The organism is uncultured Sphingomonas sp. (assembly GCF_913062585.1).
In the GTDB taxonomy this organism is placed as follows: Bacteria; Pseudomonadota; Alphaproteobacteria; order Sphingomonadales; family Sphingomonadaceae; genus Sphingomonas.
The window spans coordinates 1-24,872 of the sequence record NZ_CAJXWX010000010.1 but is presented as its reverse complement, the minus strand read 5'-3'; the positions used below and the strand labels follow the sequence as shown (position 1 = coordinate 24,872).

The following is a 24,872-nucleotide window of genomic DNA, read 5'->3' as shown; positions in this document are numbered from 1 at the left end:
CGCTCCGACGAGCATGGACACCCCGCCGTCGCCATCTCCCCTTGCAGGGGAGGAATAGACAGCCTCCGTTCAGCCAAGTGGCGCGATCCTCCATCGAGAGGGAGGAACACGCATGAAGCGCTATGTGATTCTGGGCGTCATGACAGCCGCACTGCCCACCACCGCTCCCGCGCAGTTCGTCAGTGCCGGGCCGCCGGCCGATATTCTCGCCATGCCCGGCCAGCCCAGTGTCGATGCCGACCGCCGCGCCATCCGCCGGGCGATCCGTGAGGGGCAGCGCAGCGGCGACATCACGCGTGAGGAGACGCGGTCCTTCCGGCGGGAGAATGCGGCGATCGGGTCGCTTCAGGACCGTTTCGGCTCGGATGGCCTGTCGCCATCGGAACAGGCCGAGTTGCAGAACCGGACCGAGGCACTGCGCGGCCTGGTCAATGCGCGCCGGGTGCGCGGTGGGCAGCCCTGACCCCAAAGAAAAAGGGCGGCCACCGCAATGGGTGACCGCCCCGATGGCTCGGTGATGGAGCCCGATTATTTCGGCATGACGACCGTCGGCCCGATCGTGTTGACGATCGCACGGGCATCGAAGGCGCGGAGATTGTCGCGCGGGATCGGGCCCTTGCGCATCACGACCTCGGCCGTCGCTTCGTAGCGGTCGATGGTGTTGATATCCATGTTGTTGCCGAAGAAGGGATCGCCCCAGAAGGGATCCCAGCTGCGCCAACCGAAACCGCGACCATAATAGCGCCACGAAGGACCCCACCAGCCGCCGCCCCAGCCGCCGAAACCAGGGCCGAAGGCGCCGGGGGTCGAATAGGTGCGCGAACGCAGCTGGGTGTCGCGGTCTGCCATCACGAAATAGTCATAGCCATTGGCCAGCGTCAGTTCCGCGGCGCGGAACAGCAGGTATCGTTCGACCGTATCGCGAGACGTCACGGTGTTGCCCGCAAAGCTGACGATGAAGCGGCCGGGCTCCAGCTGCTGGTCCGAATAGCCGGTGCGGTAGAAGCCCGTGCCCGTTGCCGGGCGATAGGTGGTTTCGGTCGCGCATCCCGCGACCATCAGGGTGCTGGCGCCGAGCAGCGCGAGCGCGATCTTCCGACCGAATTGCATGGACACTTCTTCCTTTCCTTGCCGCCCGACCAGGCCGGACGGCAACAGCCCTGTAGCTGATGCCCGTTTAGCCTATCTCGCCAGAACGGTCGATGAACGGTTTGGCTCCCGCGATGAATAGTGCGTCACATGCCGGCCATATGGATTGCAATTTGCCGATGATGCGCCGCGCGGCGATGCTCGAACAGATAGATGCCCTGCCAAGTCCCCAGCGCCAGCCGTCCGCCGATCAGCGGGATCGACAGGTGGACGCCGGTCAGAATGGTACGCAGATGCGCGGGCATGTCGTCGGGCCCTTCGTCATCATGGGCATAAGCGTGGGCATCTTCGGGCGCGAGTCGGGCGAAATAGGCAAGGATATCGGTCTTCACCTCGGGCGCGGCATTTTCCTGAATAATGAGCGATGCCGAGGTGTGACGACAGAACAGGGTCAGCAGACCCTCCTCCATCCCCTGTTCGCGGACCCAGGCGGTAACGGGGCGGGTGATTTCGGTCAGGCCCTGACCATGGGTGTCGACCGACAGGATCGTGGTGGCTTGGCGCATGACCGCTCAATGCCCGAGCGGAGGGATCGGTGCCAGCCCGGGTGATCGGACGAAGTGAATTGAACGGGTTCATTCGGTAAGCGTTGTGCGGGCTTGAGGATAAGGAGACCTGCCATGAAAGCCCTGCTCGCCGCTTTGGCCGTCGTTACCGTTGCCGCCCCGATCGCCGCCACGCCCGCCGTCGCGCAGGATCGCGACTATCGCTGGCACGGCGATCGTGACAACTGGGATGCATCGCGCGATTATCGCCGTGGCAATTATCGCGAGCGTCGCCTGACCCGCGATGACCAGATTTTTCGTGGCCGCGATGGTCGTACCTATTGCAAGCGCAATGACGGCACCACCGGCCTAGTGATTGGTGCGGTCGGTGGCGGCGTGCTGGGCAATGTGATCGGCGGTGGCACGCTCGGCACGCTGCTGGGCGCGGGTGGCGGCGCCCTGCTGGGCCGCTCCATCGATCGCGGCAAGGTCCGCTGCCGCTAAGCTTCGTAGCGGAGGGGTGCCGATGTCCGGCATCGGCGCCCCTTCTTGCGTCCCCCTAGCCAACATGCCGCGTCCTGGCCCATGATATAAAGGGGAGGGACGAAATGGCTTTGAATCTCAAATGGACGACTGCGATGGCCGCAGCCTTGCTGGCAAGCGGATGCAACCGGGCCAAGGCGGACGATAACTGGACCGCCGATCAGGATACCGCCATCTGCACCGATGCGCAGGGCAAGCGACTGCCCGATGATCGCTGCCGCCAGACGCGGGTCGGCGGCGGCGGCGGAGCCTTCTGGTACTTCCTGGGGCGGGGGCGTGCCATTCCCTTTTACGGAGAGCGCGCGACGGGCGGCAGCTTCCGGGCCGCACCCGGTGCGCGCTATGCCGCAGCACCGTCCGGCAGCGCGATGACGCGGTCGGCGGCGGTCAGCCGGGGTGGGTTCGGCTCCTCCGCCGCGCGCTTCGGCAGTATCCACGCATGATCCGTCAGAAGTTGACGCCACGTCCCGACTGGCGCGCGAAGGTCGAGGCGCTCGGCCTGATCTGGCATGACGGGGGCGAGCGGCCCTATTGGGACGAAAGCGCCTATTATCGCTTCACGGCGGGACAGGTCGACACGATCGAGCGGGCGACCGTCGAGCTGTATCGCCTGTTCCTGGCGGCGGGCGAGGCGGTGGTCAGCGATCCCCGGCTGCTCGACCGCTTCGCCATTCCCGCCGCCTTTCACGACCCCATCCGCGAAGCCTGGGAGGCGGAGCCGCCCGCGCTGAATTTCGGGCGGTTCGATCTGGGCTATGACGGATCGGGGCCGCCCAAGCTGTTCGAGTTCAATTGCGACACGCCGACCTCGCTGCTCGAGGCGGCGGTGGTGCAATGGGCGTGGAAGGAGGAATGCTTTCCCGCGCTCGACCAGTTCAACAGCCTGCACGAGGCGCTGGTCGCCCGCTGGGCCGAGATCGCGCCCGATCTTCCCGCCACGCTGCACGTTGCGCATGTGGCGGACCTGGCGGGCGAGGATGCGGTCACCGCCGCCTATATCCGCGATACGGCCGAGGCTGCAGGGATTACCACCGTGCCGATCCTGATGGACCGGATCGGCTGGGATCATGATGCGCTGTGTTTCGTCGACGAAGCCGATTTGCGCATCGAGGCGATGTTCAAGCTCTATCCCTGGGAATGGCTGGTCCGGGAAGAATTCGCGACCCCGCTGCTCCACAATCTGGCGCGTGGCGACCTGACCTGGATCGAGCCGGTGTGGAAGATGATCTGGTCGAACAAGGCGATCCTGCCCGTGCTGTGGGACCTGTTTCCCGGCCATCCGAACCTTCTGCCCGCCAGCTTCACGGTGCCGGCCGGCGATGCCGTCGCCAAGCCCTTATTGTCGCGCGAGGGCGCCAACGTCTCGATCCGCCGCGCCGGGGCCATCGTGGCGGAGACGGCGGGGGAATATGGCGAAGAGGGCTATATCTACCAGTCGCTCTACCGTCTGCCCGAGGCGGTGCCGGGGTGTTTTCCGGTGCTGGGCAGCTGGGTGGTGGACGGCGCGGCGGCGGGAATGGGCATCCGCGAGGACGGGCTGATCACCTCCAACACCGCCCGGTTCGTGCCGCATGTGATCGACGGGTGATCCGTGGTGGCTGGCGCTGTCCGGGGTGAAGACAGCGCCGGTGGCGGTCAGGCCCGGTATCTGGTGGACCGGGTCGACGATGAACCGATCCGGGTCGGACGTCCAAATCCTAGCACGGCGTTCAGAACCGGAACCACAGGCCTCCCGTGCCGCCGCGCTCGCGCAGGGCATTTTCCCCGCCGACCGTCGCCAGCCCGCCCAGCTGAAGCGACCAGCGATCGTTCAGATCATAGGCGGCGTTCAGAAAGGCATTGTGATAGCGATACGCCTTGAAGACGCCCTTGCCGGCACCGTCGGACCAGCTGTTCGATACGGACGTATAGAGCAGAACGCGCTTGGCCGGACGGATGCCCAGGGTCGCGTCGGCCCGGAACTCGTTGGGGGGATCCCCCGCCCGCACGCGATAGCCGCCCTCCAGATCGACGAAGCCGGCCATGCGCCCGATCACGAAACTCGCGCCGCCCAGCGCCCGCACGTCATATTCGGCGTCGGTGCTGCCCACCTGCGCCAGGGCGTCGCGGCGCCGCGTTCCCGGGATCCGCGCCGTCGCCTGCAGCGAGCCGACCCAGCGGGATCCGCTGGTGAGACGGTAACGCCCCCCCAGTTCCGTATAGCCCAACCCGGTGGTGTCGTCCGTCGCCCCCTGTATGCCGACGTGGCGGAAACTCGGCGCGGCGATCAGCGTCAGGTCGTCGGTGACGCCATATTCGCCCAGCACATAGACTTCCTGCTTGTCATAATCGGGGATGTCGATGGTTCGGCCGTTCGCGTCGAAGCCCCGGTCGCTGTGCGAATAGACGCCGGTCACCAGGACCTGTCCCTTGCCCTTGGGCAACGTCCAGGCCGACGCCTCGGCCGCCGTGGCATGGACGAGCGCGGCCGAGGCGATGGCGACGGCCAGGATGGAGCGGGTGGCGTGTTTCATCAGAGGGCGTCCATATCGGGGAGGGGAAGGGAGGGCCTGCGCCGCTGCTGTTGTTCGAGCAGCGTGATCATCTCGCCGGGCAGCAGCAGCAGCCGGTCGCCGCCGGCCATGTCGACGACGGCATCCAGCGCGACATGGAGGTCGCGTGCCGATGCGCCATGGGGGAGCTTCAGCGCGTCGATCCGCGCCAGCGCGGCCTCGCCAAATGCCACCATGCCCATGGGATCGACATTGGGGGCGATGGACAGGAACAGCCCGTCGTCGAACAGGCCGAGCACCGCACCCATTGGTGCGGGCACGTCGCACAATGCCATCGACAATTGGCGCATCAGCCGTGTCGCCGCGGCGGCACCATGCTCCAGGCGATAGGGCTCGAGCGCGCGAACCTGCAGCGCACATAGCGTCGTATCCACGCCATTGTCGGCGGCCAGACGGAGTTCGGCATCGAGGAGCGATCGGCTGGCGATCAACAGGTCGGGGAGAAAGCCGCGCGATTCCTCCTGCGCCGTCGTCTTGTCGCGCAGGGCCTTTTCCCGTGCGCGCCGGCGATCGATCTCCCGCTTGAAACGCAGCGCGGCGCGGGTCCGGGCGAGAAGGTCGATCGGCCTGAACGGCTTGGTGACATAGTCGTTCGCCCCGGCGACAAAGGACTGGTTGAGCGACGACACGTCGTTCTGGCCGCTGACCATGATGATCGGCACGTCGCGATACCGGCCCGACGACCGGATGGCGGCGCAGGCCTCTATGCCGTCGACGCCCGGCATCAGGATGTCGAGCAGGATGCAGTCGAAGGCAGGGGGCGCGGGACCATCCTGAATGCCCAGCAGGTCATAGGCGTGATCCGCGTCGCTGGCGCCCTCCACCTGCGCAAATCCCCCCGTGGCCAGCGCGAGGATGCCCGCGTCACGGGCCTCGGCGCTGTCGTCGACCAGTAGAATGCGTGCGCTGTTCACGGGATTTTCGACCTTTCTGTGCGCGCCCATACCCGCCAGCCGTCCCGATCGAAGACGAGCCGGTAGCCGGGCGGACCCTGCTCGAACAATTTGGGCATACTGCGGCTGATGGCGTCGTCGCTTTCGCCGGGGCGATGCGCGCGAACCGCCACGGCGGGCGTGAAGACGCGGTGCGCAAGCACCGAGACGCCGAATACGGGGGATCGGTCGGTCAGCAGGTCGGCGGCGCTGCCGCGCTCGGCCACCACGGCCGGGTGAGCCAGGGCGTCGATCATGACGCCCCGATGCCCCACCAGATAGCGGCCGACCGCACGATCGGGCGAGACAGCGCCGGTCCGCTCCGCCATCAGCTGCATGACGAGCCCGTTCGCCTTGGCGTCGGTGCCCAGAATCACCGGAGCCGCGACCAGCGCCCCGACGAGGATCGACAGGCCTGCCTGCCCCAGCTTCTCCACCGGCCAGCGGGTCGAGACCCCGGCGGCAAAGCCCAGGGCAGGGACCAGGAGTTCCCCAGGATGACGGGCGATCCCGGTCGCCACGACAAGGACCGACGCGAGCATCAGGCTCGCCAGTCCGGCCGCGACGCTTTCCCGCAAGGCACGCGGCGCGGTCCGCATCGTCGACAGCAGGACGGCGATGACCGCCACGCCGGCCGTGGCGATCGGGGCCAGCGTCACGATCGCCCAGCCAGGGGGCGTGCCGCTACGCACTGCATGATAGACATCCCCGATGATGACCGTCAGCGGGGTATGGAGGATGATGACGAACAGCGCGAACAGCGACAGACCGGACAGGACCAGCGGGAACAGCAGTACCAGATAGGTGCCGAGATAGTGCCGCTCCGCCAGGTCGCGGGGCACCGCGAAGATCAGAAAGGGGATGGCCCCGACCGCGATCGCCGCGCCCTGAGCGCCGGTCATGGCGAGCATCGGCAGCGCCAGCGACAGCGCGATCGTCTCGTTGATGCCGGTGACCGTGCGGGTGTCCATCATGCTCCGCCCCAGCACCCAGCTGCCCCACAGCATCAGCAAGCCCTGCGGCCCCCGGGTGATGGCGGTGATCGACAGCGGGTGCAGCGCCAGCAGCAGGACGAGGAGCATGACGATGCCGGTCGACGCCCCCCTTTCTGCCAGCGATCCCCCGTATCGCGCTGCCAGGCCACCCAGCAGTGCCGCATCGACCAGCGCGACCGGATCCAGGCCGAGTGGCCGCCCCAGCATCTCGCCGATCACGAGCAGCATATAGGGCAGGGGCGGATAGCTGGTGAGAAGGGCGGTGGGGTCGGACTGGCCCGCGGCCGACAGGATCGCCCGCCCCGCCCGTTGCGCGGTGCCGTCGTGCCACAGTCCCAGTTCGCTGATCCGCGCGGCCAGGCGATAGCCCGCCACGGCGACCAGAATGGCGAGGAGCGTCGACGGCGCAATGCCGATGCCGGCGGGCATCGCCAGTCGCCGACGCCAGCCGCGCGTCGCGGCGCCGGGGAACGGAACGCCGCTCATGCCGCCTGTTCCTCCAATGCGCTGGAGACTTCGGCCGCGGTGAATTTCGACAGACCGTGCTGGGTCTTCTCCCAGTAGAATGGCCGGGTGACGAGCTGCCACGCGCCTTTCCAGGCGGCGACGGACAGCAGCACCCAATACCACATGACCGTCAGCGCATAGGGCGCCAGTTCGACCCAGCGTCGCCGGAACGGCGCGAGCATCATCAGATAGATGAACATGCCGTTCCCGATCAGCAGGTTCAGCATGCTGGTGTAGAGCAGCATCGGCGGGAAGACGATGTCGAAGCCCCCCGTCTGGGTCACGGCCCAGAAGAGGAAGACCGCCCAGAAAATGGGATTGAGCAGGCCGGAAAGGACCGTTCCGCCCAGAAAGCTGACAAAGCCGAGCGTCCCCAGCGGACCGACCGTCTTCATCAGGTGCAGCGGGCGCCGGGTATGAACCAGGCACGTCTGCATATAGCCCTTCATCCAGCGCGAGCGCTGCCGCACCCAATTGGCGTGCGAGACATTGGCTTCTTCATAGGTGGTCGAATCGACCAGGCCGACCCGGTACCCCTTCTGGGTCATGCGGATACCCAGATCGGCATCTTCGGTGACGTTGAACGGATCCCATGCGTGAAGCTCGCGCAGGACCTTGATCTTGAAATGGTTCGACGTGCCGCCGAGCGGGATCGGGATGCCCAGCCGCTCGAGCCCGGGCAGCATCAGGTCGAACCACAGGGAATAGTCGAGCGTGAACATCCGCGTCAGCCAGTTTTCCGACGCGTTGAAATAGCTGAGTCGGCACTGGATGCACGCGACGTCGGGAGGGGACCGGCGAAACGCCGCGACAACCTTGCGCAACTGGTCGGGTTCCGGCTTGTCCTCGGCATCGAAGATGACCAGATATTCGCCGCGCGCGAAGCGCAGCGCATAGTTGCACGCCTTGGGCTTGGTCTGCGGCTGTGACGGCGGCACCCGCACGATCTCAAAAATTCCCTCCAGGCCCAGTCGCTTGGCGGCGTCGATCGTCTCGTCGTCGCCCTCTTCCAGAACGATCTTGATGTCGAGCTTGCCCAGCGGATAGTCGAGCTTGCGCAGCGCGCCGGCCAGGATCGGCAGGACTTCCGGCTCGCGGAACATGGGGACGAGCACGGTATAGACCGGCAGATCCTCGTCGCGCAGCAGTCGCGCCTCCATCGCCACCGCGCGGTGGCGATCCTGGCTGCGCCGCCCGCCCGCCCAGACTAGGACGCCGCGGAACACGAAATTGCCCAGATAGAAGACGCTGGTGATCGTGTTGACGACGATCAGGGTCGGGGTGGGCGCAAAACCCAGTCCCAGGCACAACAGGGTCAGCCCGGCCCAGGCGACCAGCAACTGCGCCCGGGTGAACACCGTGCGGGCCGACATTTCCGGGTCGGCATCCGCCAGTTCGTGAACCGCCCGGTGCGAATGGCGGGCGCTGAAGACCTTTTGCAGGGACCATAGGACGTCGAATTTGGCCGTAACGACCATGTCGATCTTGGAACCCCAGCGGCGGCGCGCGTATAGGACCGATTCCGGTCCCAGATGGGCGGTCACGACGACCATGCGCCCATCCTGCATCCGCCACGGCATCGTCAGTTCGCGCATGTAATCGTCGACTTCCGCCTCGATCAGCAGCGTCTCGTCGGGCGGATCGGTCTGAAGGTTGACGAAGGTCATGCCGAAGCGCCGCGCGGCCGCGCGATGAAAATCCTGCGGCGTCATCCAGCGACGCGACATGACCACGTCCGACAGCGAACGGTCCCATTGCTCCATCAGATCGAGCGCTTCGTCGAACTGATCGAGCGACAGGAAGCCGTTTTCGACCAGGAAGTCGGCGGTCCAGGAATCGCCGATCGTCAGGCGGCCCATGCCGATGCCTCCGTTGCCGTCACGCGCCGGGGCAGGCGGCGATAGACCAAGCCCAGGCCGGCACTGGCCGCTCCCCAGCCGATCAGGAGGAGCCAGCGCCAGATCCGTCTCGCTCGCTGCGATCCGTCGGCATCGACGCCGGGGCCGTAAGCGGGATGGAGGGTCCGTGCGTCGCTGGAATAGGAAAAGGCCATCAGCCTTCCGCCGCGTCCGAAAATACCGATGTCGCCGCTATCCAGATCCAGCTTGCGCGGCACGTCCCGGCCGGGGCGTACCCAGATGACGGGATGGTCGCCGGTCCGCAGCACCTGCACCACGGTCAGCCTGTCCAGCATGTCCGGCGGGACGACCGGGACGCCATCCTGACGGACGAGGCCCACCGGGCCGAGATCGAAGCGTATCGGCGCGATGAAATCGGGCGGCTGCTGTCGCGAGACATAGACCAGCCCCCCGCCTTGCGCGAGCGGACGGGTTCTGGGCGCCAGGGCATCGCGGATCAGGGCAGCAAAGGCCGGATCGACGTCCGGTCCCTGTAAAAGGGTCAGGCCGGCCCGATAGCGGCTGGCAAGATGCGCGAAGGTGGCGTCGGCGCGGGCGGCATCATAGTGCTGGCGTACGGGACCGACGACGCGCACCGATGCGGCAAGGGCGCGGCAATAGGGCGTCTCGCATTGCGGCACATAGGCGGCCACTTCGACCAGGCTGCGCATCGACAACAGGCGTTCGTCGACATCGGCGCGCAGCGTGACGCTCTCCTGACGACCCAGCCATGTCCGCGCGATCACGACGCCGTTGACGGCCAGCGACACCCAGGGTTGCCGGGCGTCGCTGCCCGTTCGACCATGAAGATCGACGGTCAGGGCCGACAATCGGGAGCGTGCGGGCAAGTCCCGCAGATCAATCACGTCGCGCCGAATTATCGTGCGCGCGGACTCGGTCGCCCCAGACGGCGTGGCGGCACCTGCCAGCAGCGCAAGATGGAGAACGGTCCACATGGGTTTCGATCAAGGCCGCGGGCGAACGGGCGCGGGGAGTTCGCCCGATCCGGCGCGGGTCGGGGCAATACTCGCGTCGTGAGATGGCGATGCGGAAACCATATGCGTGTCAATGTCATATGTTAGTTAAATTCTACTTATTGCGTTGTCCTTTCCGTAAGCGCGCGCATCTGGCTATTTCGTAATCGCCAAATGCTTGGCTATAAGGAATTTTCTTTATCATCAGGCGTGTGATTCCATGGTCTTAGGAACGATGCTTTCGATGAAATGTTGGAGTGTGCGCGCGCGACGGGTTCGTTTCTGGGGGGACACGAAAATGCACGCCGCCCAAGCAGCGATACGGCGCGCCAAGATCGGCCCACGACGCTGGGCCCAGGGGCTGGGGGGCAGCCCGAAGACGGTCGTGAAGTTGGGGGGAACACCTTGCCCCTCTTTCTCGTAACGGATCGAATTTTAGGGGGCGAACCGACGGACCTGATTGCCAACGATTTGCGGTACAGCCTCGTCCGCCCCTAATCATCCCACTAAGCCGACAAGCGCAAGCCCGAACGAAACACCCATTGAAGATTGGCCGGAGCATAAAGCCGCACCCTGGCAGCGCTTCCTGGATCTAACGGGCCCGTCCTGGCGACTGGTGACGGTGCGTTGCAAAAGCCGGTGGAACGTCGTCGCACGACACATCTGCGAACGGCCGCGCCATGGCCTCTGATCCTATGAGCATCCTTCCCGAATGTCCGGAAAACTATGGAAGGATGGTTCGTCCTCTGCCGCCCCGGTTGCAAATACCGCCAGGTCGCCGGGCATGATCTCCAATTTCGCCCAGCGGTCCCAGCCGATGTGAATATAGTCCGGCTGGCCGAAGACCCGTACCGCGCGGCCATATTCGTCGCCGCGAAATCCCACAAAGTGCAGCGCCATGCCGTGAATTCAGACGCTTTCGCGTCGCTCGCCGACGATCATGCACGGGGCGAACCCGCGACCGTCTCGATTGCGTAATTGCATCAGCATCCGATCAAAATAGAATGGCGCCACCCGTGACGACCCGTAGATCGGGCGCAGCCGCGTTGAGGCCCGTCGCCGCGAGAATGTCGAACTGAAGGACTTTTGTCGGCCGCCAGGCCGCCGACAGGGCGGCCATGGCCAACGTCTCATGCTGATCGGGTTCGTCGTCGCGCTCCAGCGACACTTCGGCCGTGGCGGTCACCTGATCGGTGAATTTGTAACGCAGGCCGGTGATTTCGCTATAGGCCAGGTGCCGCCCGCTGCCGGACCGGTTCGCCGCCGCATCGGCTTCCCCGGTCACCGCAATTGCGACCTTTTCCGTAAGCTCATATTGGACCGGGACGATGATGCCGGTCGACCAGGTTCCGGCCCCGATCGGATAGCGCCCCGTCGCGGCGGTCACGAAGGCCTGCACACCTGCCGAGAACGGCTTTCCCTTCTGGCCGGCCAGATGCTGGCGGACCGCGAAGGTCATATCGCCGGTGCCCGTTGCGGTGTCGACCATAGCCGCGGCCTTGTCGCGCGTCCGGTCCCGGCCATAGCCGACCCAGTCGAACTGAAGCTCGGTGTTCTTGCCCATGCCTATCCGGGTCAGAATGTCGGCGGTGACGATACGGTCTTCGCGCTGGTCCGGTTGGTCGTCACGCTGCCAGTCCAGCGCGGATATTTCGAAATGGACCCGCCCCGGCTCGGTCGTGCAGCTCGATCCGCCGAGGTTCGGCCGGGTGGGGCAGAAGCGGGGTTCGTCGTCGGCAAGGGCAGGCGCGCCGATCGTCAGTATCGCAGCGCCCAGAAGCCAATCCCACGCCTTCATCATCTCCGACACCCGTAACGCTTTGATCTACAAGCCTTGCATCGGTTTGTCGGCGCGATGCAACGGTAAAGCGGCCGATGCCTTTCGATCGAGGCGCTTCTGCGCGCGAAATGGACCGCCGTTCGCGCTGCAAGGGCATCAGAAATGGGCTGGCGCCCGTTGGCTGCGGTGCCATAGTCCATTGCCAATGTGTTTCGATTCCACGGTCACGCCGCAGGTCATGAGCTATGCGGATTTTCAGCAGCTATCGCAGCCCGAGCCTCCGGCCGCGTTCAGCTATGGCAGCGATCCGTTGCAGCATGTCGAACTCTGGAAGCCGGAAGCGGCGGGCCCCTTTCCGGTCATATTGCTGATCCACGGCGGCTGCTGGCAGACGTCGGTCGCCAAGGCGGGCATCATGGGACGATTGGCTGCGGCGTTCGTCGATAAGGGCGTCGCGGTCTGGAATGTCGAATATCGCGGGATCGACGTGCCGGGGGGCGGCTATCCGGGCACGTTTCAGGACGTGGCGGCGGCGGCCGACCTGCTGCGCGATTGCGGTTTCGCCATGGGCCTGGACCCGACCCGCGTCGTGGCGGTCGGCCATTCGGCGGGCGGGCATCTGGCAGCATGGCTGGCCGGGCGCCATGCCATTCCCGCAGGCAGCGTCCTTTGGATGGATCGACCGCTTGCCTTAAGCGGCGTCGTCAGCCTGGGCGGTCTGCTCGACCTGGCCGAGGTGCGCCACGCAGCGGCCGAGGCGTGCGGCGCCGATACGGTGGATCGGCTTGTCGGCCCCGCGACGATGGCCCACCCGGATCCTTATAACGATACGTCGCCTGTGTCGTTGGCGCCGCTCGGCGTGGCGCAGGTGCTGGTCTCGGGCGACCTCGACACGATCGCGCCGCCTTGCTTCGCCGATCATTATGCGGCCAAGATGCAGGAGCAGGGGGATAGGGTGCAAAAGCTGACAATCGCTGACCAGGGGCATTTCGAGCTGATCACCCCAGGCCGACCGGCGGCCGATGCCGCCATTGCCGAGGCGTTGCGCCTGTTGGCGATTCAAGAGCAGGACGCTCAAGGATGACGGTGCCATTCACCCGACAGGATGCGCTGTCCCTCGATGCCGCCGACCCGCTTGCGCCGATGCGCGACCGGTTCGCGCTCCCCGAGGGGGTGATCTACCTCGATGGCAATTCGCTCGGTGCGCTGCCCCGCATGACGGCGTCGCACCTGGCCGACGTCGTGACGGGCCAATGGGGGCGCGACCTTATCACGAGCTGGAACCGCCACGACTGGATCGGCTTTCCGAAGCGGCTGGGCGGGATGATCGCGCCGCTGATCGGGGCGCGGCCTGAAGAGGTCATCGTGTGCGATTCCACATCGGTGAACCTGTTCAAGCTGATCGCCGGTGCCGCAGCCCTGCGCCCGGATAGGCGGACGATCCTGATCGAGGCAGATGGTTTTCCCACCGATCGCTACATGGCGGACGCGGTGGCGGCGCTCGTCGGCTGGACCGTCCGCGCGGCGCCGCGCGAGGCGATCGAAAGCGAGATCGACGGCGATGTCGCGCTGGTGGTGCTGACCCATGTCGATTACCGCTCCAGCAACCGGCTGGACATGGCCGCCGTGACCGAGGCCGCTCACCGGATGGGTGCGCTGATCCTGTGGGACTTGAGCCATAGTGCCGGTGCCGTGCCGGTCGATCTGGTCGCTTGCGGGGCCGATCTGGCGGTCGGCTGCGGCTATAAATATCTGAACGGCGGCCCGGGCGCGCCCGCCTTCCTGTTCGTCGCGCGCGCGTTGCAGGACGCGCTGCCATCGGTCCTGTCCGGCTGGATGGGCCATGCCCGGCCCTTTGCGTTCGATCAGGACTACCGACCGGCCACGGGTCTGGCGCGGTTCCTGTGCGGGACGCCGCCGATCCTGGCGATGGCGGCGCTCGAGGCGGGGCTGGCCCAGTTCGACGGTGTCGCTCTGCCGGACCTGTTCGCCAAGGGCCAGGCGCTGGCGGATTTCTTCATCCGGCTGATGGAGGCGCGCTGCGCGGGGCACGGCTTCACACTGGCTTCTCCGCGCCAGGCGAGCGAGCGTGGCAGTCACGTCTGCTTTGCGCATGATCACGCCTATCCGATCTGCCGCGCGCTGATCGAGCGCGGTGTCGTCGGCGATTTCCGCGCACCCGATCTGCTCCGCATGGGCTTCACGCCGCTCTACACGCGGTTCGTCGATATCTGGGACGCGGTCGAGATCATCCGCGACGTGATGACTACCAGCGCCTGGAAAGACGAAAGGCTTCAGCAACGCGAGGTGGTGACGTGACCATGGCACCGGACGGGGGCGCCCTGCATCGCCGGTTGAGTTCCGGGCAACTCGCGATGATCGCGATCGGCGGGGCGATCGGCACGGGCCTGTTCCTGGGCAGCGGCCTGGCGATCGGCCTCGCCGGGCCCGCCGTGCTGATCAGCTATGCGATCGGCGGGGTCATCGCGTTGTTGCTGATGGGGTGCCTCGCCGAGATGACCGTTGCGCACCCGACCAGCGGTGCCTTTGGCGACCTAGCCGAGCTTTACCTTGGTTCCTGGGCCGGGTTCGTGGTGCGCTATGCCTATTGGTCGGCGCTGGTGCTGGCGGTCGGGACCGAGTTGACCGCGGTCGCGATCTATATGCAGTTCTGGCTGCCGACGGTGCCGGGCTGGATCTGGATGCTGTTCTTCGGCGTCGCATTGCTGCTGGTCAATGCGGCAAGCGTGGGCCTGTTCGGTCGCATCGAATATGCCTTTTCCGCGATCAAGATCGTTGCGATCCTGGGCTTTTTGCTACTCGGTTCGCTGGTGGTCGCCCGGGCGCCTGCCGGTTCTGCGATCGGCCTGGCGAATTACGTGTCGCATGGCGGCTTTTTCCCGCATGGATCGGGCGGCCTCTGGAGCGCGGTGATCGTCTCCATCTTCAGCTATCTCGGCATCGAGATGATCGCGGTCGCGGCGGGCGAGGCGGTCGATCCCGAGCGGGCGATCGTGCGGGCGTTTCGGGCCACGATGCTGCGGCTGGCGATCTTCTATCTCGGCACGCTGGCGCTGATGCTCGCGATCGTCCCGTGGACCGAGGCCGGGACGGCGTCGAGCCCGTTCGTGGCGGTCATGCTGGCGATCGGCATCCCGGGCGGGGCGGGGGTGCTCAACGCCGTGGTGCTGATCGCCGCGCTGTCGGCGATGAACAGCCAGCTCTACACGGCGACCCGTATGCTCTACAGCCTCGCGCGGGCGGGGCAGGCACCAAGGTCGCTGGGTCGGTTGAGTGCCAACGGGGTGCCGCTAATGGCCTTGCTGGCATCCGCATTGGGGATAGCGCCGGCGACATTGCTGTACCTGTACCAGCCGCAGCAGGCATTCGGGGTGATGATCGGCATCTCGGCATTCGGCGCGATGTTCGCCTGGATGATGATCTTCCTGACGCATCTGGCTTTCCGTGCGCGCTCAGGCCCGCGCGCGCAGGCGTTTCGCATGTGGGGTTATCCGTTGACGAGTGTGGCCGGGGCGACCGCGATGGCCGCCATCCTGCTCACTACGCCCTTCACCGGTCCGTTCGCATCGACCTTGCTCTATGGCGTGCCGTTTCTTCTTCTACTGTCGCTGAGCTACCTTCTCGTCAGGCGATCGGGTCCCCGCAACTTCCGACGGGAATGAATGTGCGCTCTCGGCATCCTCCTCACCGCTATCGGTGCCGATGGTAAGCGTCACTCGCGCTACGACGACGTGATGCGAGCCACGTTTCCGCAATGCGCCATGCCCGCTCGTCGTCCACATCGATCCATTCAAGATCGCTGCAATCCCTGATGCCAGCGGCCCGGTCGGATGCCAGGCGCCGCATGCCCTCGGTGAGAGAGGGTGTGTCCAAGCTGCGGAGCGCGTCGAAGAGGCCCCTGCCGACCTTGAACACCCCCGTATCGAAGCAATCATAAACGGCCAGGCCCTTGCCGATGCCGACCACGCGGTCGCCATTCGTCTGAACGCAGGTCACGTCGTCGAGATCGATCCAATCGCTATCAAGCCGCCGGTCGATCCCCAGCGATGCGCCGCCGCCCGTATCGGCGTCGGCCATTCGCCGATAGAATGCCGGTTCGACCAGATGGTCGCACATCGCAAGTATCGCCTCTTCACCGCACAGCAGCGCTTCCGCTGCGAGCAACGACGAACCATTGGGGTGCCGGTGATCTTTTACCTGCACTGTTTCGACGTCGATCGGCCAGTCTTCCGCCGCGACATAGGCTTCGATCGTCTCCGCCTCATAGCCGACGACCACGACCGTTCGCGCCAGCCCTGCCTGCGCCATACCGTGCACGGCATGGGCAAGCAGTGTCCGCCCGTCGACGCGGCAGAGGGGCTTGAGCGGGGCGAAAGGGCGAAGGCGCGAGCCTTCGCCTGCCGCGAGAACGATACCGGTCTCGATCATTCCGCCGCTACGGCAATGAACTCGTCGACCGCCTGCGCCGCAAGATCATCGGTCATTTGGAAGCGCGGATGCTTGCAGAAATAGGCCGACGCCGCGTCGATCGGACCCGCCAGACCGCGATCCTTCGCCAGCTTGGCACACCGGATCATGTCGATGGCCACGCCGGCACTATTGGGGCTGTCCTCGACGGACAGTCGCAATTCGAGGTTCATCGGCACGCCGCCGAACATCGTTCCTTCCATCCGCAGGAAGCAGATCTTGTTGTCATTTTGCCAGGGCACATAGTCGGACGGGCCGATATGAATATTCTCATGGTCCAGGCGCGTGGCCGCGACCGACTGCACCGCCTCGGTCTTCGAGATTTTCTTGGAGGCGAGACGGCGATGATTGGACATGTTGAGGAAGTCGGTATTGCCACCGGTGTTGAGCTGATAGGTCCGCTCCAGTTTCACGCCCCGCTTGGCGAACAGATCGGTCAGTACCCGGTGAACGATGGTGGCGCCGAGTTGCGCCTTGATGTCGTCGCCGATGATCGGCACGCCAGCCTGGGTGAAGCGTTCCGCCCACGCCGGGTCGCTCGCGATGAACACCGGAATATTGTTCACGAACGCCACACCCGCCTCGAGCGCGCATTCGGCGTAGAACTCGCTGGCGGCCTGCGAACCCACCGGCAGATAGTTCATCAGCACATCGGTCTTGGTCTCGCGCAGCGCGGCAACCACGTCCGCCTTGGATGCCTCCTGCTCTTGCGCGGGCAGGAAGGTCCGATGATCGTCATAGTCCGCCATATGTTCGGCGACGCCGTCCAGGATACGCCCCATCTGGACCTTGGTCCCCGTGGGGGGCACGGTTTCGCAAAAGACGGTGGTGCAATTGGGCTTGGCGAAAATCGCCTCCGATACGTCCTTGCCGACTTTGCGTTGATCGACATCCCACGCCGCGACGACGCGGATATCGGTCGGCTTATACCCGCCAAGGTCCCAGTGCATGAGCCCGATCGTCTCGTTTGCACCCTCGCGATAATAGGAAAGACCCTGGACGAGAGAGCTGGCACAGTTTCCTATCCCGACGATAGCGATGTTGATGGCCGACATTACTTCTCATTTCCTCTTATTTGATGGAAAAGGATCTCCCGGCACTGTTCTCAGGCGATTTTCGACGATGCGGTGCTGGAAAAGTCCGAAGACGAGGACGATGTTCAGGGGGATGAGCTCAAACCACCAGAACAGGCGTGGATTGCCGAAAAGACAGGTAAGGAAAATGGCGTAGACTCGCACATTGGCGGACAAGAGGCTCATCAGCCGCATGGGCCTGACGGCCAGGGCGGCATATCTTGCCGCAAACTGGGAGGGCGCAGGGTGCTGCCCCAGCGCGTGATCGAACCGCGCGGCGACGCGGTCCAACATTCCCCCGCAATAGTCATAGAGTCGGACAAGCGGATTGCGGCTGGGGGCAGGGGGGGCGATCGTCGCCACTGCACCGCGACGACGGTGAAAGCGGGCTCGCTCGCTCTCGTACATATTGGATTGGACCGCATGTGCGATGCCCGCAGCCACCGCCAGCGCCCAAGCTTCCAACGTGCCGATGGATAAGGCCAGCGAAACATAGATCAGGAAGAAAACACCATGGTCGCACAACCCATCCAGCACGCGCCCCAGCGGACTGGCGGTGCCGGTGGCCCGCGCGATCATCCCGTCCAAGCCATCGGCGACAAGCCAGCCGACCGACAGCAGCAAGCCGACGAAGCTGAACGGCCACATTTCCCACTGGGTGTAGGCCAGCGCCGCTGCCGTGCCCAAAGCCAGCCCGGCCAGGGAAACGGCATTGGCCGAGATTCCACGCGCGATGAACCAGGGCAGCAGAAAGCGCGCCGCTGGATGAATGATCCAGAGATTTGTCGGATCTTCTATCCGGCGGTCCCGTGACATGTCGGGGATGGTAATCGTCATTAAATTGTAATCTATGGACTAAGCTCTCGGATTAGCAAGCGATTTGCAAAAGGCTTGTCACGCGTCGCGCCAGGCCGGTGGCCATGGCGGGCTTGCATCCGGCGAGGTCCGTTGAAGCAATGGGGTAGGGGGCGGATTTTGATGACGAATAAGCCGGAAATCGAGGGCGTTGCCGCCTGGGCGGCGTGGGCAATTTGAACCGGTATGCGGCGATGGCGAGGTGAGCCACGCGGCGGAAACGGCTCGCCCACTGGCCGTAGCGGATAGCGATGGCCGGGTTGACCTTGAGGCGGCCCGACACGCGCTCGACGCGTTTGTTCGTCTGGAAGATCCGACCCGTCGAGCAGCGTTTCACTCATCGCTAGGCGAACGCATCCAACTGGAAGCTGGAAAGATCGCGCTTAGGTTCACGACGACACGGCGCGAAGTTCAAAGCGCGCCGCCCGGAGCTCTGGTCGACTTTGCCCGCTAGACACATCACCGGAGCGCAAGGCTCTCAATCTCGTGCTGTCGAACGGCTCATGCGCAGATGTCGAACGCAAAGCAAATTTCCGCAAGCCATTCGGCTTAACGGTAAAAATTGCGCTGTCTGATGTAAGTGAGGGTGCCCGCTGAAGGGGGCTCCATATAAAAAAAGCGCCGGTGGCTCCGCTAGTAGGAGACATTTCGAACTTTTTCCGGTTTCCAACGGTCGAGTCGAGGCAGTTGGTCGCGCGATATCGCGCCGCATTTTTGAATGCAGCGTCCTGACAGAATAAATCTGGCATCGAATCGGCGCGTCGCATCCTACGCGATGCGCCATTTCGGCTGAAGTCGCGGGTGAAATGACACATGGAGCCTTGGCCAGCCCGGCGCAGCAACATCAAACACGCATTTATCCGCGCAAATCCGGCAGTTCAGGGTCTACAAAGGCCCTGTAGCACGATCCGGCTTGAGCAGCCGCCTGACAGAGAGAACGGCAGTTCAGGACATCCAAGAGAGCCTGTGGCACATCCGTTCACGATCCGCAGGCGAATGCCTTGGTCGTTCACCCTCCTCACTCGTTCAAAGAGCCGACCCTGAGCCCGAACGCGCTCAAAAAATGAACCATCTGGCTAGACCGGCAGTTCAAAACCACGAGGGTTCTGTAGCACGATCCGGTCTCTACATCTGATCCGATATCTTCATGCAGTGACGCGATTCGTTCCGCAAGGGGTAGGGCACTGGAGTGCCGATTCGGCGCAAATGAGCACAAATAGGCCAATTCCAGCCTACTGGGTCCGGTCCTTCTTGCGAACGTGCCGTCGCACTAGCGGAGCAACGATGCTCAAGATCGAGGAGCACCAGCAAGTGAGGAGAACGCCGCCACCACGCCGGCTTCACTCAAGGAGATTGGCGAGGTTCTTCAGCGTCGACTCCATGCCGGTCTTGTGATCGACCGGGCTGATCCCGGGAGGCACATTTTCGGCGACGAAGGTTACCTTCGTTCCATCGTGCACCGGCGTGAGGCGGGTCGTGATCGTCATCGTGCTGCCGAGCGAAGGATCCTCGCTCTCGAAAGTGACCGCCTCGACAATCTTCTCTTCCGGAACCAACTCGATGAACCGCCCCTCTAGGATGTCCGCGTCAGCGCTCGAGTTGCCTTCGCCGGCATCGGCATCTTCGTAGATGAATGCCATTCGGTAGCCGCCGCCTGGCCGTGGATCGAAGTGGAAGATTTTTGCGGTCATGCCCTTCGGCGGCCGCCAGGACATGACGGTCTCGGGATCGAGGAAGGCACGATAGATGGCCCGTGACCGATCCGCTGCGCTACAATCCGGCGACCGATCATTATGAGGTGATCGGCTATGACGAGGCCTTTCGTCGGGCGGGTGAGGCGCTCAACCGGCTCGACCATCCCGATCAGGCGGAATTCTATGCCTCGGGGCGCACCTCCAACGAGGCGGCGTTCCTGTGGCAGCTCTATGTCCGTGCCTTCGGGACCAACAATTTCCCCGATTGTTCGAACATGTGCCACGAGGCGACCAGCACCGGGCTGCCCCAGTCGATCGGCATCGGCAAGGGGACCGTGACGCTCGAGGATTTCGAGCAGGCCGATGCGATCTTCTGCATCGGGCACAATCCCGGCACCAACCATCCGCGCATGTTGTCGTCGCTGCGCGATGCGGCGAAGCGCGGCGCGGCGATCATCGTCGCCAATCCGATAAAGGAACGCGGGCTGGAGCGGTTCCAGTCGCCCCAGCATGTCGGCGACATGATCCGGCCGGGGGGCGTTCCGCTCGCCTCCGCCTATCATCAGGTCCGGGTCGGTGGCGACATGGCGATGCTGAAGGGCATGATGAAGGCCCTGTTCGCGATGGATGCCGCCGATCTGGCGGCGGGCGGGGCAGGGGGGCTCGACCGCGAATTCATCGCCGAGCACACCACCGGCTTCGACGCGCTGGCCGCCGATATCGCCGCGACCGACTGGGCGGAGATCGAACGCCGCTCCGGTCTGCCTCGCGCCGAGATCGAGAGCATGGCGGATATCTATGCGCGGGCCGAGCGGGTGATCATCTGCTATGGCATGGGCATCACCCAGCATCGCCATGGCACGCGCAACGTGCAGCAGATCGCCAACCTGCTGCTCCTGCGCGGCAATTTCGGGCGTCCGGGCGCGGGCATCTGTCCGCTGCGAGGGCATAGCAATGTGCAGGGCGACCGGACGGTCGGGATCACCGAACTGCCGACCGAGGCGTTCCTCGCGCGGCTGGACAAGGCCTTCGGCATCCGCAGCCCGCGCCGTCACGGCCATAATGCGGTCGAGGCACTGAAGGCGATGCGCGATGGGCGCTCGCGCGCGATCCTGTCGCTGGGCGGCAACCTGGCGGTGGCGATGCCCGACCCCGAGGCGTGTTTCGCGGCGTTCCGCAAGATGGACCTGTCGGTCACGATCGTGACCAAGTTCAATCGCACCTGCCTGCTCCAGGCGCGCGAGACTCTGGTCATCCCTTGCCTTGGGCGCACCGAGCAGGACATGCAGGCAAGCGGCGCGCAGTTCGTGACGGTCGAGGACTCCATGTCGATGGTCCATGCCTCACGCGGGCGGTTGAAGCCCGCGGCGGATGGTCTGCTGTCCGAACCCGCAATCGTAGCGGGACTGGCTAGGGCGACGCTGGGCGAGGCCGCGATCGACTGGGGCGCGATGGTCGCCGATTACGACCGCATCCGCGACAAGATCGCGGAGGTGTTTCCCGACTTTGCCGACTTCAACGCACGGGTCCGGCAGAAGCATGGCTTTCGTCTGACCGTTGGCCCTTCGAACCGCGTCTGGAACACGTCGGATGGTAAGGCGCATTTCATCGTCCATCCCGATGCCGACGGGGCGGGCGGCAATGCCGATGCGCCTCTCGTGCTGACGACGATCCGGAGCCATGATCAGTACAACACGACCATCTACGGCCAGAATGACCGCTATCGTGGCATCACGGGGAGGCGGGACGTGGTCTTCGTCAATGCCGATGACCTTGCCGAGGCCGGACTGCGACATGGCGACATGGTCGATGTCGTGGCCGGACCGGACCGGATCCTCGCCGGTCAGGTCGCGGTTGCGCATAGCATCGCACGCGGATCGGTCGCGGCTTATTATCCCGAGGCCAATCACCTGATCGCGCTGGAAGATCACGACCGGGACAGTGGCACGCCGGCCTATAAATCGGTGCCGGTCACGTTACGCCGCGTGGCATCCGCCCATCCATGATCACCCTCTACTCCGCTCGCGGTCGGAATTGGCGCGCCGTCGACCTCACTGGCCACCGCCCAGTCGGTCGGCGAGAAAATCGATCAGGGCGCGCACGCGGGCCGGCATGGTCGATCCGCCGACGAAGAGGAGATGGAGCGGCTCGCGGTCCTGCGGATTGAAACGTTCGAGTAACGGGATCAGGCGGCCGTCGGCAACTTCGTCCATCACCGAGAACGTGCCGATCCGAGCGATACCAACGCCGGTGAGGCCATGATCGCAGACCGGCCAGCATCTCGCGCAACTCCGCCAACGTCGGGTCGCGAAACGTAACATGTCGACGATAGTGGACCCTTCCCATCCGCTGACTTGCGGCGGACATCAATTCTTCACGGTGTCGTAAAGATGATGGTCCATCGACCCACGCGTCAGCGGGGTGGTGATATGGACAGACGAGAGTTTACGCGGCGCGCGAGCCTTCTTGCGATCGCGACTGCGGGAAGCGGCATGTTGGCGGCGTGCGACCGTGACGGCGAAGGACTGGCGCCGGCGCCCATTCCGAGCCCCACGCCCACCGTCGCCGCACTGCCGAGCGCGATGTTTTTCAGCGAGCCGCTGGTGCTGAGCGAACCCTTTCTTCAGTTGCCGACAACGGACTCGGTTCGTGTCGTGTGGTTTACCGAGTTCAAGGGCCGCGATCACGCCGTTCGCTACGGTGCCGGTTTCACGATGCAGGTCGGCGCGACCTCGACGCCGCTGTCGCGGATGTACGAGGATGCCGCCTCCACCGTCGGCGGGCGCAGCTACACGGGTCTCACGCAACGCGACGTGTGGAAGCACGAGGCCGTGGTCACCGGGCTGAAAGCAGGCGAGCGGGTGCCTTATGTCGCGGTCAGCAACGACGGCACGAAAACGATGCGCAGCGTCGAGGCGACCCTCCAGCCCCTGCCCGCCGTCGGCCAGAAGACCCGCATCCTGCTGACCTCCGATCTGCAACTCAAGAAGATGGCGTCCGCCAATTACGAGCGCGTGTTCGAAACGCAGGCGCCGATCGACGGCATCTTCTTCGCGGGCGACCTCGTCAACGTCCCCAATCGCGCGTCCGAATGGTTCGACAATGGCGCGCTGAACCTGCCACCGTTCTTCGCTGCCTTGCAGGGAACGATGCGCAAATGGCAGCCGCAGTCCACCTATACGGGCGGAGCGCTGCTCCAGAACGGCTGGATCTATCCGATCCTGGGCAATCATGAATATTCCGGCCGCTGGAACCCGGCCAACACCCTGAACACCATGTTCAACGACCCGCAGCCGCGCTGGTATGCCGAGATCGCGTACGAGAAGGTCAAGGCGACGGTGAACCCCTCCGGCGACGCCGCGATCCGGGAGCGCTGGATCCAAGACAATTCCTTCGAGATCGTTTCGTACAACGAGATCTTCACGTTGCCGCAGGGTCCGGAGGGTGGACGCTACTACGCGCAACGGATCGGCGACCTGTTCCTGATCGCGATGGACGGCAATCGCATCTGGCGCAGTTGGAGCGCTGCGGGCAAGGGCAAGCTCAGCGAAGCGCCCGGATCGATGAACAAGTCGGCGGAATGGGGCTTCGGCGACTTCCAGTTTCATCCCTTTGCCAAGGGGTCACGCCAATACGCCTGGCTGCAAGAGGTGCTGGCGAGCCAGGCATTCCGGTCGGCCAAGTACAAGGTCGTGATGTTCCACCAGTCCGTGTTCGGGCTGGGCGACAACGCCGTCCCGGTGATGGCACAGACGCAGGCGAGCTTCGAATATACCGACGCGGCGGGTGCGGTGCAGACGCTGGGGCCGCTCGCCTTCCCGATCGATGCCGCGACATGGAACGGGCAGATCCAGCCGATCATCGACGCCGGGCGCATGCGGTTCGTGAAGTACGATTATCCCCTGTCGCAGGACCTGTGGCGGAGCGACATCGAGCCGCTCCTGATCGGCGCCGGCGTGCAACTCGTCCATGTCGGCCACTCGCATCTGTGGTGCCGTTCGAAGGTGGGCACGCTGAATTATCTCGAGACGTCGAACGTCGGGAACACCTACGGTGCCTATTTCGGAACGCAATCGCCGCGCGGCTCCGCCTTACCGGCGGCCGGCGCGCTGTCCTCGCGCACCGGCTTCACCTGGGACCAGCAGGACTATCCACGTGAGGACGATCCGCACGACCGGCCGGCGGTGATCCCCACGCTGCGCCAACCGATGGTCGAACTGGCGGGGGCACCCACGGCGGTGCCGTTTGTATCGAGCAACGACATCACCGCGTTCAGCATCCTCGACACCGGCATCGGCACCGTCAGCAGCTACGCCTTCGATACGCGCTATCCGGCACGTGATCCGATCAAGTTCGACGAGTTCGGCCTGACGTGACGATATGAAAGCGGCCGCGATAGAGTGGCGAGTAACCCTTCGCCTCGGCCTAAAGCGATGTCGGCTTCCGGGCGCTGGTCGGTGCGCGCTAAACGGCCAATAGTGCGAAGGAAATCAGGCACCGGCAGGTGTACGATATCCTTCAAAGCAGGAAGCCGCGGGCCGCGGGCGATGGCCTATGGGGAAAGCGGTTTTCGGGTGGTCGGCCGGTCGCTGTGCTGTCGGGCGGGATGCGCCGTATCGGACCGCGATGCGGCACTCGGGAAGAACCTTGGCCATGGATGTCGGGCAAGACCGGCGGTCTGGCCGCGCGTCGATGTGGCTGGCGATGCTGCCGGCGCGAGCGGCCTGAACGCCGGAAGCGCGGTAATCGCGTGGCGGGATGTGTCCGGGCCATGCCGGGTCATGGCGTCGTGTTCCCGGTCGCGCTGGTGCCATGCGGCGGTGCACGGGGTTGTCGCCAGCGTTCGAAGGTTTCGATGACGACCATGTGACCGCCGCAGCATGGGCATGGCGGGCGGGCGTCATCGAGTTCGCTGGTCGGCGGAGCATCGACTGGCAATGGCGCGAC

At 64.9% G+C, this 24,872-nt stretch carries 23 protein-coding genes and 1 pseudogene; 9 read left to right on the top strand and 15 right to left on the bottom strand.

The features are described from left to right. Positions 1-112 precede the first annotated feature (112 nt). The gene (locus tag QZ546_RS08585; RefSeq protein ID WP_294236177.1) at positions 113-463 is read left to right on the top strand and encodes a hypothetical protein; all 351 of its coding nucleotides are present in this window, start codon (positions 113-115) and stop codon (positions 461-463) included. 65 nt (positions 464-528) lie between these two features. Here the strand turns inward: QZ546_RS08585 and QZ546_RS08580 are convergent, their stop codons facing one another. Next, positions 529-1,110: a hypothetical protein gene (locus tag QZ546_RS08580; RefSeq protein ID WP_294236176.1), complete on the bottom strand. Its 582-nt coding sequence runs from the start codon at positions 1,108-1,110 to the stop codon at positions 529-531. 125 nt (positions 1,111-1,235) lie between these two features. Next, complete coding sequence (locus tag QZ546_RS08575; RefSeq protein ID WP_294236175.1) at positions 1,236-1,655, bottom strand: secondary thiamine-phosphate synthase enzyme YjbQ; 420 nt, start codon at positions 1,653-1,655, stop codon at positions 1,236-1,238. A gap of 114 nt (positions 1,656-1,769) precedes the next feature. Here QZ546_RS08575 and QZ546_RS08570 point away from each other — a divergent pair, with 114 nt between their 5' ends. The 3 genes from QZ546_RS08570 (at position 1,770) to QZ546_RS08560 (ending at position 3,765) form a co-directional block, all read left to right on the top strand. Next, positions 1,770-2,138: a glycine zipper 2TM domain-containing protein gene (locus QZ546_RS08570; RefSeq protein ID WP_294236174.1), complete on the top strand. Its 369-nt coding sequence runs from the start codon at positions 1,770-1,772 to the stop codon at positions 2,136-2,138. A gap of 104 nt (positions 2,139-2,242) precedes the next feature. Further along, positions 2,243-2,620 (top strand): hypothetical protein, encoded by a 378-nt coding sequence (locus QZ546_RS08565; RefSeq protein WP_294236173.1) that lies wholly within the window; start codon positions 2,243-2,245, stop codon positions 2,618-2,620. After that, entirely contained in the window at positions 2,617-3,765 is a 1,149-nt protein-coding gene (locus tag QZ546_RS08560) for a glutathionylspermidine synthase family protein (RefSeq protein WP_294236172.1), read from the top strand. The genes QZ546_RS08565 and QZ546_RS08560 overlap by 4 nt, the downstream gene beginning before the upstream one ends. Before the next feature lie 121 nt (positions 3,766-3,886). On the opposite strand, the gene QZ546_RS08555 is transcribed toward QZ546_RS08560, so the two are convergent. From QZ546_RS08555 to QZ546_RS08525, 7 genes are all read right to left on the bottom strand, one after another. Further along, positions 3,887-4,690, bottom strand: a complete 804-nt coding sequence (locus tag QZ546_RS08555; protein WP_294236171.1) for a hypothetical protein — start codon at positions 4,688-4,690, stop codon at positions 3,887-3,889. Continuing rightward, positions 4,690-5,643, bottom strand: coding sequence for a response regulator (locus tag QZ546_RS08550; RefSeq protein ID WP_294236170.1), 954 nt, complete (start codon positions 5,641-5,643; stop codon positions 4,690-4,692). The genes QZ546_RS08555 and QZ546_RS08550 overlap by 1 nt, the downstream gene beginning before the upstream one ends. Then, positions 5,640-7,142: a hypothetical protein gene (locus tag QZ546_RS08545; protein ID WP_294236169.1), complete on the bottom strand. Its 1,503-nt coding sequence runs from the start codon at positions 7,140-7,142 to the stop codon at positions 5,640-5,642. The genes QZ546_RS08550 and QZ546_RS08545 overlap by 4 nt, the downstream gene beginning before the upstream one ends. Further along, complete coding sequence (locus tag QZ546_RS08540) at positions 7,139-9,022, bottom strand: glycosyltransferase family 2 protein (protein WP_294236168.1); 1,884 nt, start codon at positions 9,020-9,022, stop codon at positions 7,139-7,141. Before QZ546_RS08540 ends, QZ546_RS08545 begins: the two co-directional genes overlap by 4 nt. Then, entirely contained in the window at positions 9,010-9,909 is a 900-nt protein-coding gene (locus QZ546_RS08535; protein ID WP_294236167.1) for a hypothetical protein, read from the bottom strand. Before QZ546_RS08535 ends, QZ546_RS08540 begins: the two co-directional genes overlap by 13 nt. Positions 9,910-10,728: 819 nt before the next feature. Further along, positions 10,729-10,935 (bottom strand): hypothetical protein, encoded by a 207-nt coding sequence (locus QZ546_RS08530; RefSeq protein ID WP_294236166.1) that lies wholly within the window; start codon positions 10,933-10,935, stop codon positions 10,729-10,731. A gap of 94 nt (positions 10,936-11,029) precedes the next feature. Further along, positions 11,030-11,836, bottom strand: a complete 807-nt coding sequence (locus QZ546_RS08525) for a transporter (RefSeq protein WP_294236165.1) — start codon at positions 11,834-11,836, stop codon at positions 11,030-11,032. 184 nt (positions 11,837-12,020) lie between these two features. On the opposite strand from QZ546_RS08525, the gene QZ546_RS08520 reads away from it, so the two are divergent. From QZ546_RS08520 to QZ546_RS08510, 3 genes are read left to right on the top strand one after another with little or no spacing between them, the layout of a single operon-like run. After that, complete coding sequence (locus QZ546_RS08520; RefSeq protein WP_294236164.1) at positions 12,021-12,899, top strand: alpha/beta hydrolase; 879 nt, start codon at positions 12,021-12,023, stop codon at positions 12,897-12,899. Next, on the top strand, positions 12,896-14,134 hold the full coding sequence (kynU, locus tag QZ546_RS08515) for a kynureninase (RefSeq protein WP_294236163.1): 1,239 nt from the start codon (positions 12,896-12,898) through the stop codon (positions 14,132-14,134). Before QZ546_RS08520 ends, kynU begins: the two co-directional genes overlap by 4 nt. A gap of 2 nt (positions 14,135-14,136) precedes the next feature. Continuing rightward, complete coding sequence (locus tag QZ546_RS08510; RefSeq protein WP_294236306.1) at positions 14,137-15,498, top strand: amino acid permease; 1,362 nt, start codon at positions 14,137-14,139, stop codon at positions 15,496-15,498. A gap of 28 nt (positions 15,499-15,526) precedes the next feature. Here QZ546_RS08510 and QZ546_RS08505 read toward each other — a convergent pair whose 3' ends face one another. From QZ546_RS08505 to QZ546_RS08490, 4 genes are all read right to left on the bottom strand, one after another. Next, positions 15,527-16,264 (bottom strand): NTP transferase domain-containing protein, encoded by a 738-nt coding sequence (locus QZ546_RS08505; protein ID WP_294236162.1) that lies wholly within the window; start codon positions 16,262-16,264, stop codon positions 15,527-15,529. Further along, a complete protein-coding gene (locus QZ546_RS08500) occupies positions 16,261-17,358 on the bottom strand; it encodes an inositol-3-phosphate synthase (protein WP_294236161.1) in 1,098 nt (365 codons plus the stop codon). Before QZ546_RS08500 ends, QZ546_RS08505 begins: the two co-directional genes overlap by 4 nt. A gap of 6 nt (positions 17,359-17,364) precedes the next feature. Next, on the bottom strand, positions 17,365-18,213 hold the full coding sequence (locus QZ546_RS08495; RefSeq protein WP_294236160.1) for a CDP-alcohol phosphatidyltransferase family protein: 849 nt from the start codon (positions 18,211-18,213) through the stop codon (positions 17,365-17,367). 1,358 nt (positions 18,214-19,571) lie between these two features. Then, complete coding sequence (locus tag QZ546_RS08490; RefSeq protein ID WP_294236159.1) at positions 19,572-19,922, bottom strand: SRPBCC domain-containing protein; 351 nt, start codon at positions 19,920-19,922, stop codon at positions 19,572-19,574. Between the two features lie 62 nt (positions 19,923-19,984). Between QZ546_RS08490 and QZ546_RS08485 the strand changes: the two genes are divergently transcribed. After that, a complete protein-coding gene (locus tag QZ546_RS08485) occupies positions 19,985-21,931 on the top strand; it encodes an FdhF/YdeP family oxidoreductase (protein ID WP_294236158.1) in 1,947 nt (648 codons plus the stop codon). 45 nt (positions 21,932-21,976) lie between these two features. Here the strand turns inward: QZ546_RS08485 and QZ546_RS08480 are convergent, their stop codons facing one another. Beyond that, positions 21,977-22,246 (bottom strand): hypothetical protein, encoded by a 270-nt coding sequence (locus tag QZ546_RS08480; protein ID WP_294236157.1) that lies wholly within the window; start codon positions 22,244-22,246, stop codon positions 21,977-21,979. A gap of 171 nt (positions 22,247-22,417) precedes the next feature. On the opposite strand from QZ546_RS08480, the gene QZ546_RS08475 reads away from it, so the two are divergent. Further along, complete coding sequence (locus QZ546_RS08475) at positions 22,418-24,301, top strand: metallophosphoesterase (protein ID WP_294236156.1); 1,884 nt, start codon at positions 22,418-22,420, stop codon at positions 24,299-24,301. Between the two features lie 403 nt (positions 24,302-24,704). Here QZ546_RS08475 and QZ546_RS08470 read toward each other — a convergent pair. After that, positions 24,705-24,872: pseudogene (locus QZ546_RS08470) on the bottom strand (IS91 family transposase); the annotation flags it as partial.

What these genes read in the sequence shown, in the direction of transcription:
- QZ546_RS08585 (WP_294236177.1), top strand. Translation starts at nt 113, where the DNA reads ATGAAGCGCTATGTGATTCTGGGCGTCATGACAGCCGCACTGCCCACC.
- QZ546_RS08580 (WP_294236176.1), bottom strand. Translation starts at nt 1,110, where the DNA reads ATGCAATTCGGTCGGAAGATCGCGCTCGCGCTGCTCGGCGCCAGCACC.
- QZ546_RS08575 (WP_294236175.1), bottom strand. Translation starts at nt 1,655, where the DNA reads ATGCGCCAAGCCACCACGATCCTGTCGGTCGACACCCATGGTCAGGGC.
- QZ546_RS08570 (WP_294236174.1), top strand. Translation starts at nt 1,770, where the DNA reads ATGAAAGCCCTGCTCGCCGCTTTGGCCGTCGTTACCGTTGCCGCCCCG.
- QZ546_RS08565 (WP_294236173.1), top strand. Translation starts at nt 2,243, where the DNA reads ATGGCTTTGAATCTCAAATGGACGACTGCGATGGCCGCAGCCTTGCTG.
- QZ546_RS08560 (WP_294236172.1), top strand. Translation starts at nt 2,617, where the DNA reads ATGATCCGTCAGAAGTTGACGCCACGTCCCGACTGGCGCGCGAAGGTC.
- QZ546_RS08555 (WP_294236171.1), bottom strand. Translation starts at nt 4,690, where the DNA reads ATGAAACACGCCACCCGCTCCATCCTGGCCGTCGCCATCGCCTCGGCC.
- QZ546_RS08545 (WP_294236169.1), bottom strand. Translation starts at nt 7,142, where the DNA reads ATGAGCGGCGTTCCGTTCCCCGGCGCCGCGACGCGCGGCTGGCGTCGG.
- QZ546_RS08540 (WP_294236168.1), bottom strand. Translation starts at nt 9,022, where the DNA reads ATGGGCCGCCTGACGATCGGCGATTCCTGGACCGCCGACTTCCTGGTC.
- QZ546_RS08530 (WP_294236166.1), bottom strand. Translation starts at nt 10,935, where the DNA reads ATGGCGCTGCACTTTGTGGGATTTCGCGGCGACGAATATGGCCGCGCG.
- QZ546_RS08525 (WP_294236165.1), bottom strand. Translation starts at nt 11,836, where the DNA reads ATGATGAAGGCGTGGGATTGGCTTCTGGGCGCTGCGATACTGACGATC.
- QZ546_RS08520 (WP_294236164.1), top strand. Translation starts at nt 12,021, where the DNA reads ATGTGTTTCGATTCCACGGTCACGCCGCAGGTCATGAGCTATGCGGAT.
- kynU (WP_294236163.1), top strand. Translation starts at nt 12,896, where the DNA reads ATGACGGTGCCATTCACCCGACAGGATGCGCTGTCCCTCGATGCCGCC.
- QZ546_RS08510 (WP_294236306.1), top strand. Translation starts at nt 14,137, where the DNA reads ATGGCACCGGACGGGGGCGCCCTGCATCGCCGGTTGAGTTCCGGGCAA.
- QZ546_RS08505 (WP_294236162.1), bottom strand. Translation starts at nt 16,264, where the DNA reads ATGATCGAGACCGGTATCGTTCTCGCGGCAGGCGAAGGCTCGCGCCTT.
- QZ546_RS08500 (WP_294236161.1), bottom strand. Translation starts at nt 17,358, where the DNA reads ATGTCGGCCATCAACATCGCTATCGTCGGGATAGGAAACTGTGCCAGC.
- QZ546_RS08495 (WP_294236160.1), bottom strand. Translation starts at nt 18,213, where the DNA reads ATGACGATTACCATCCCCGACATGTCACGGGACCGCCGGATAGAAGAT.
- QZ546_RS08490 (WP_294236159.1), bottom strand. Translation starts at nt 19,922, where the DNA reads ATGACCGCAAAAATCTTCCACTTCGATCCACGGCCAGGCGGCGGCTAC.
- QZ546_RS08480 (WP_294236157.1), bottom strand. Translation starts at nt 22,246, where the DNA reads ATGTTACGTTTCGCGACCCGACGTTGGCGGAGTTGCGCGAGATGCTGG.
- QZ546_RS08475 (WP_294236156.1), top strand. Translation starts at nt 22,418, where the DNA reads ATGTTGGCGGCGTGCGACCGTGACGGCGAAGGACTGGCGCCGGCGCCC.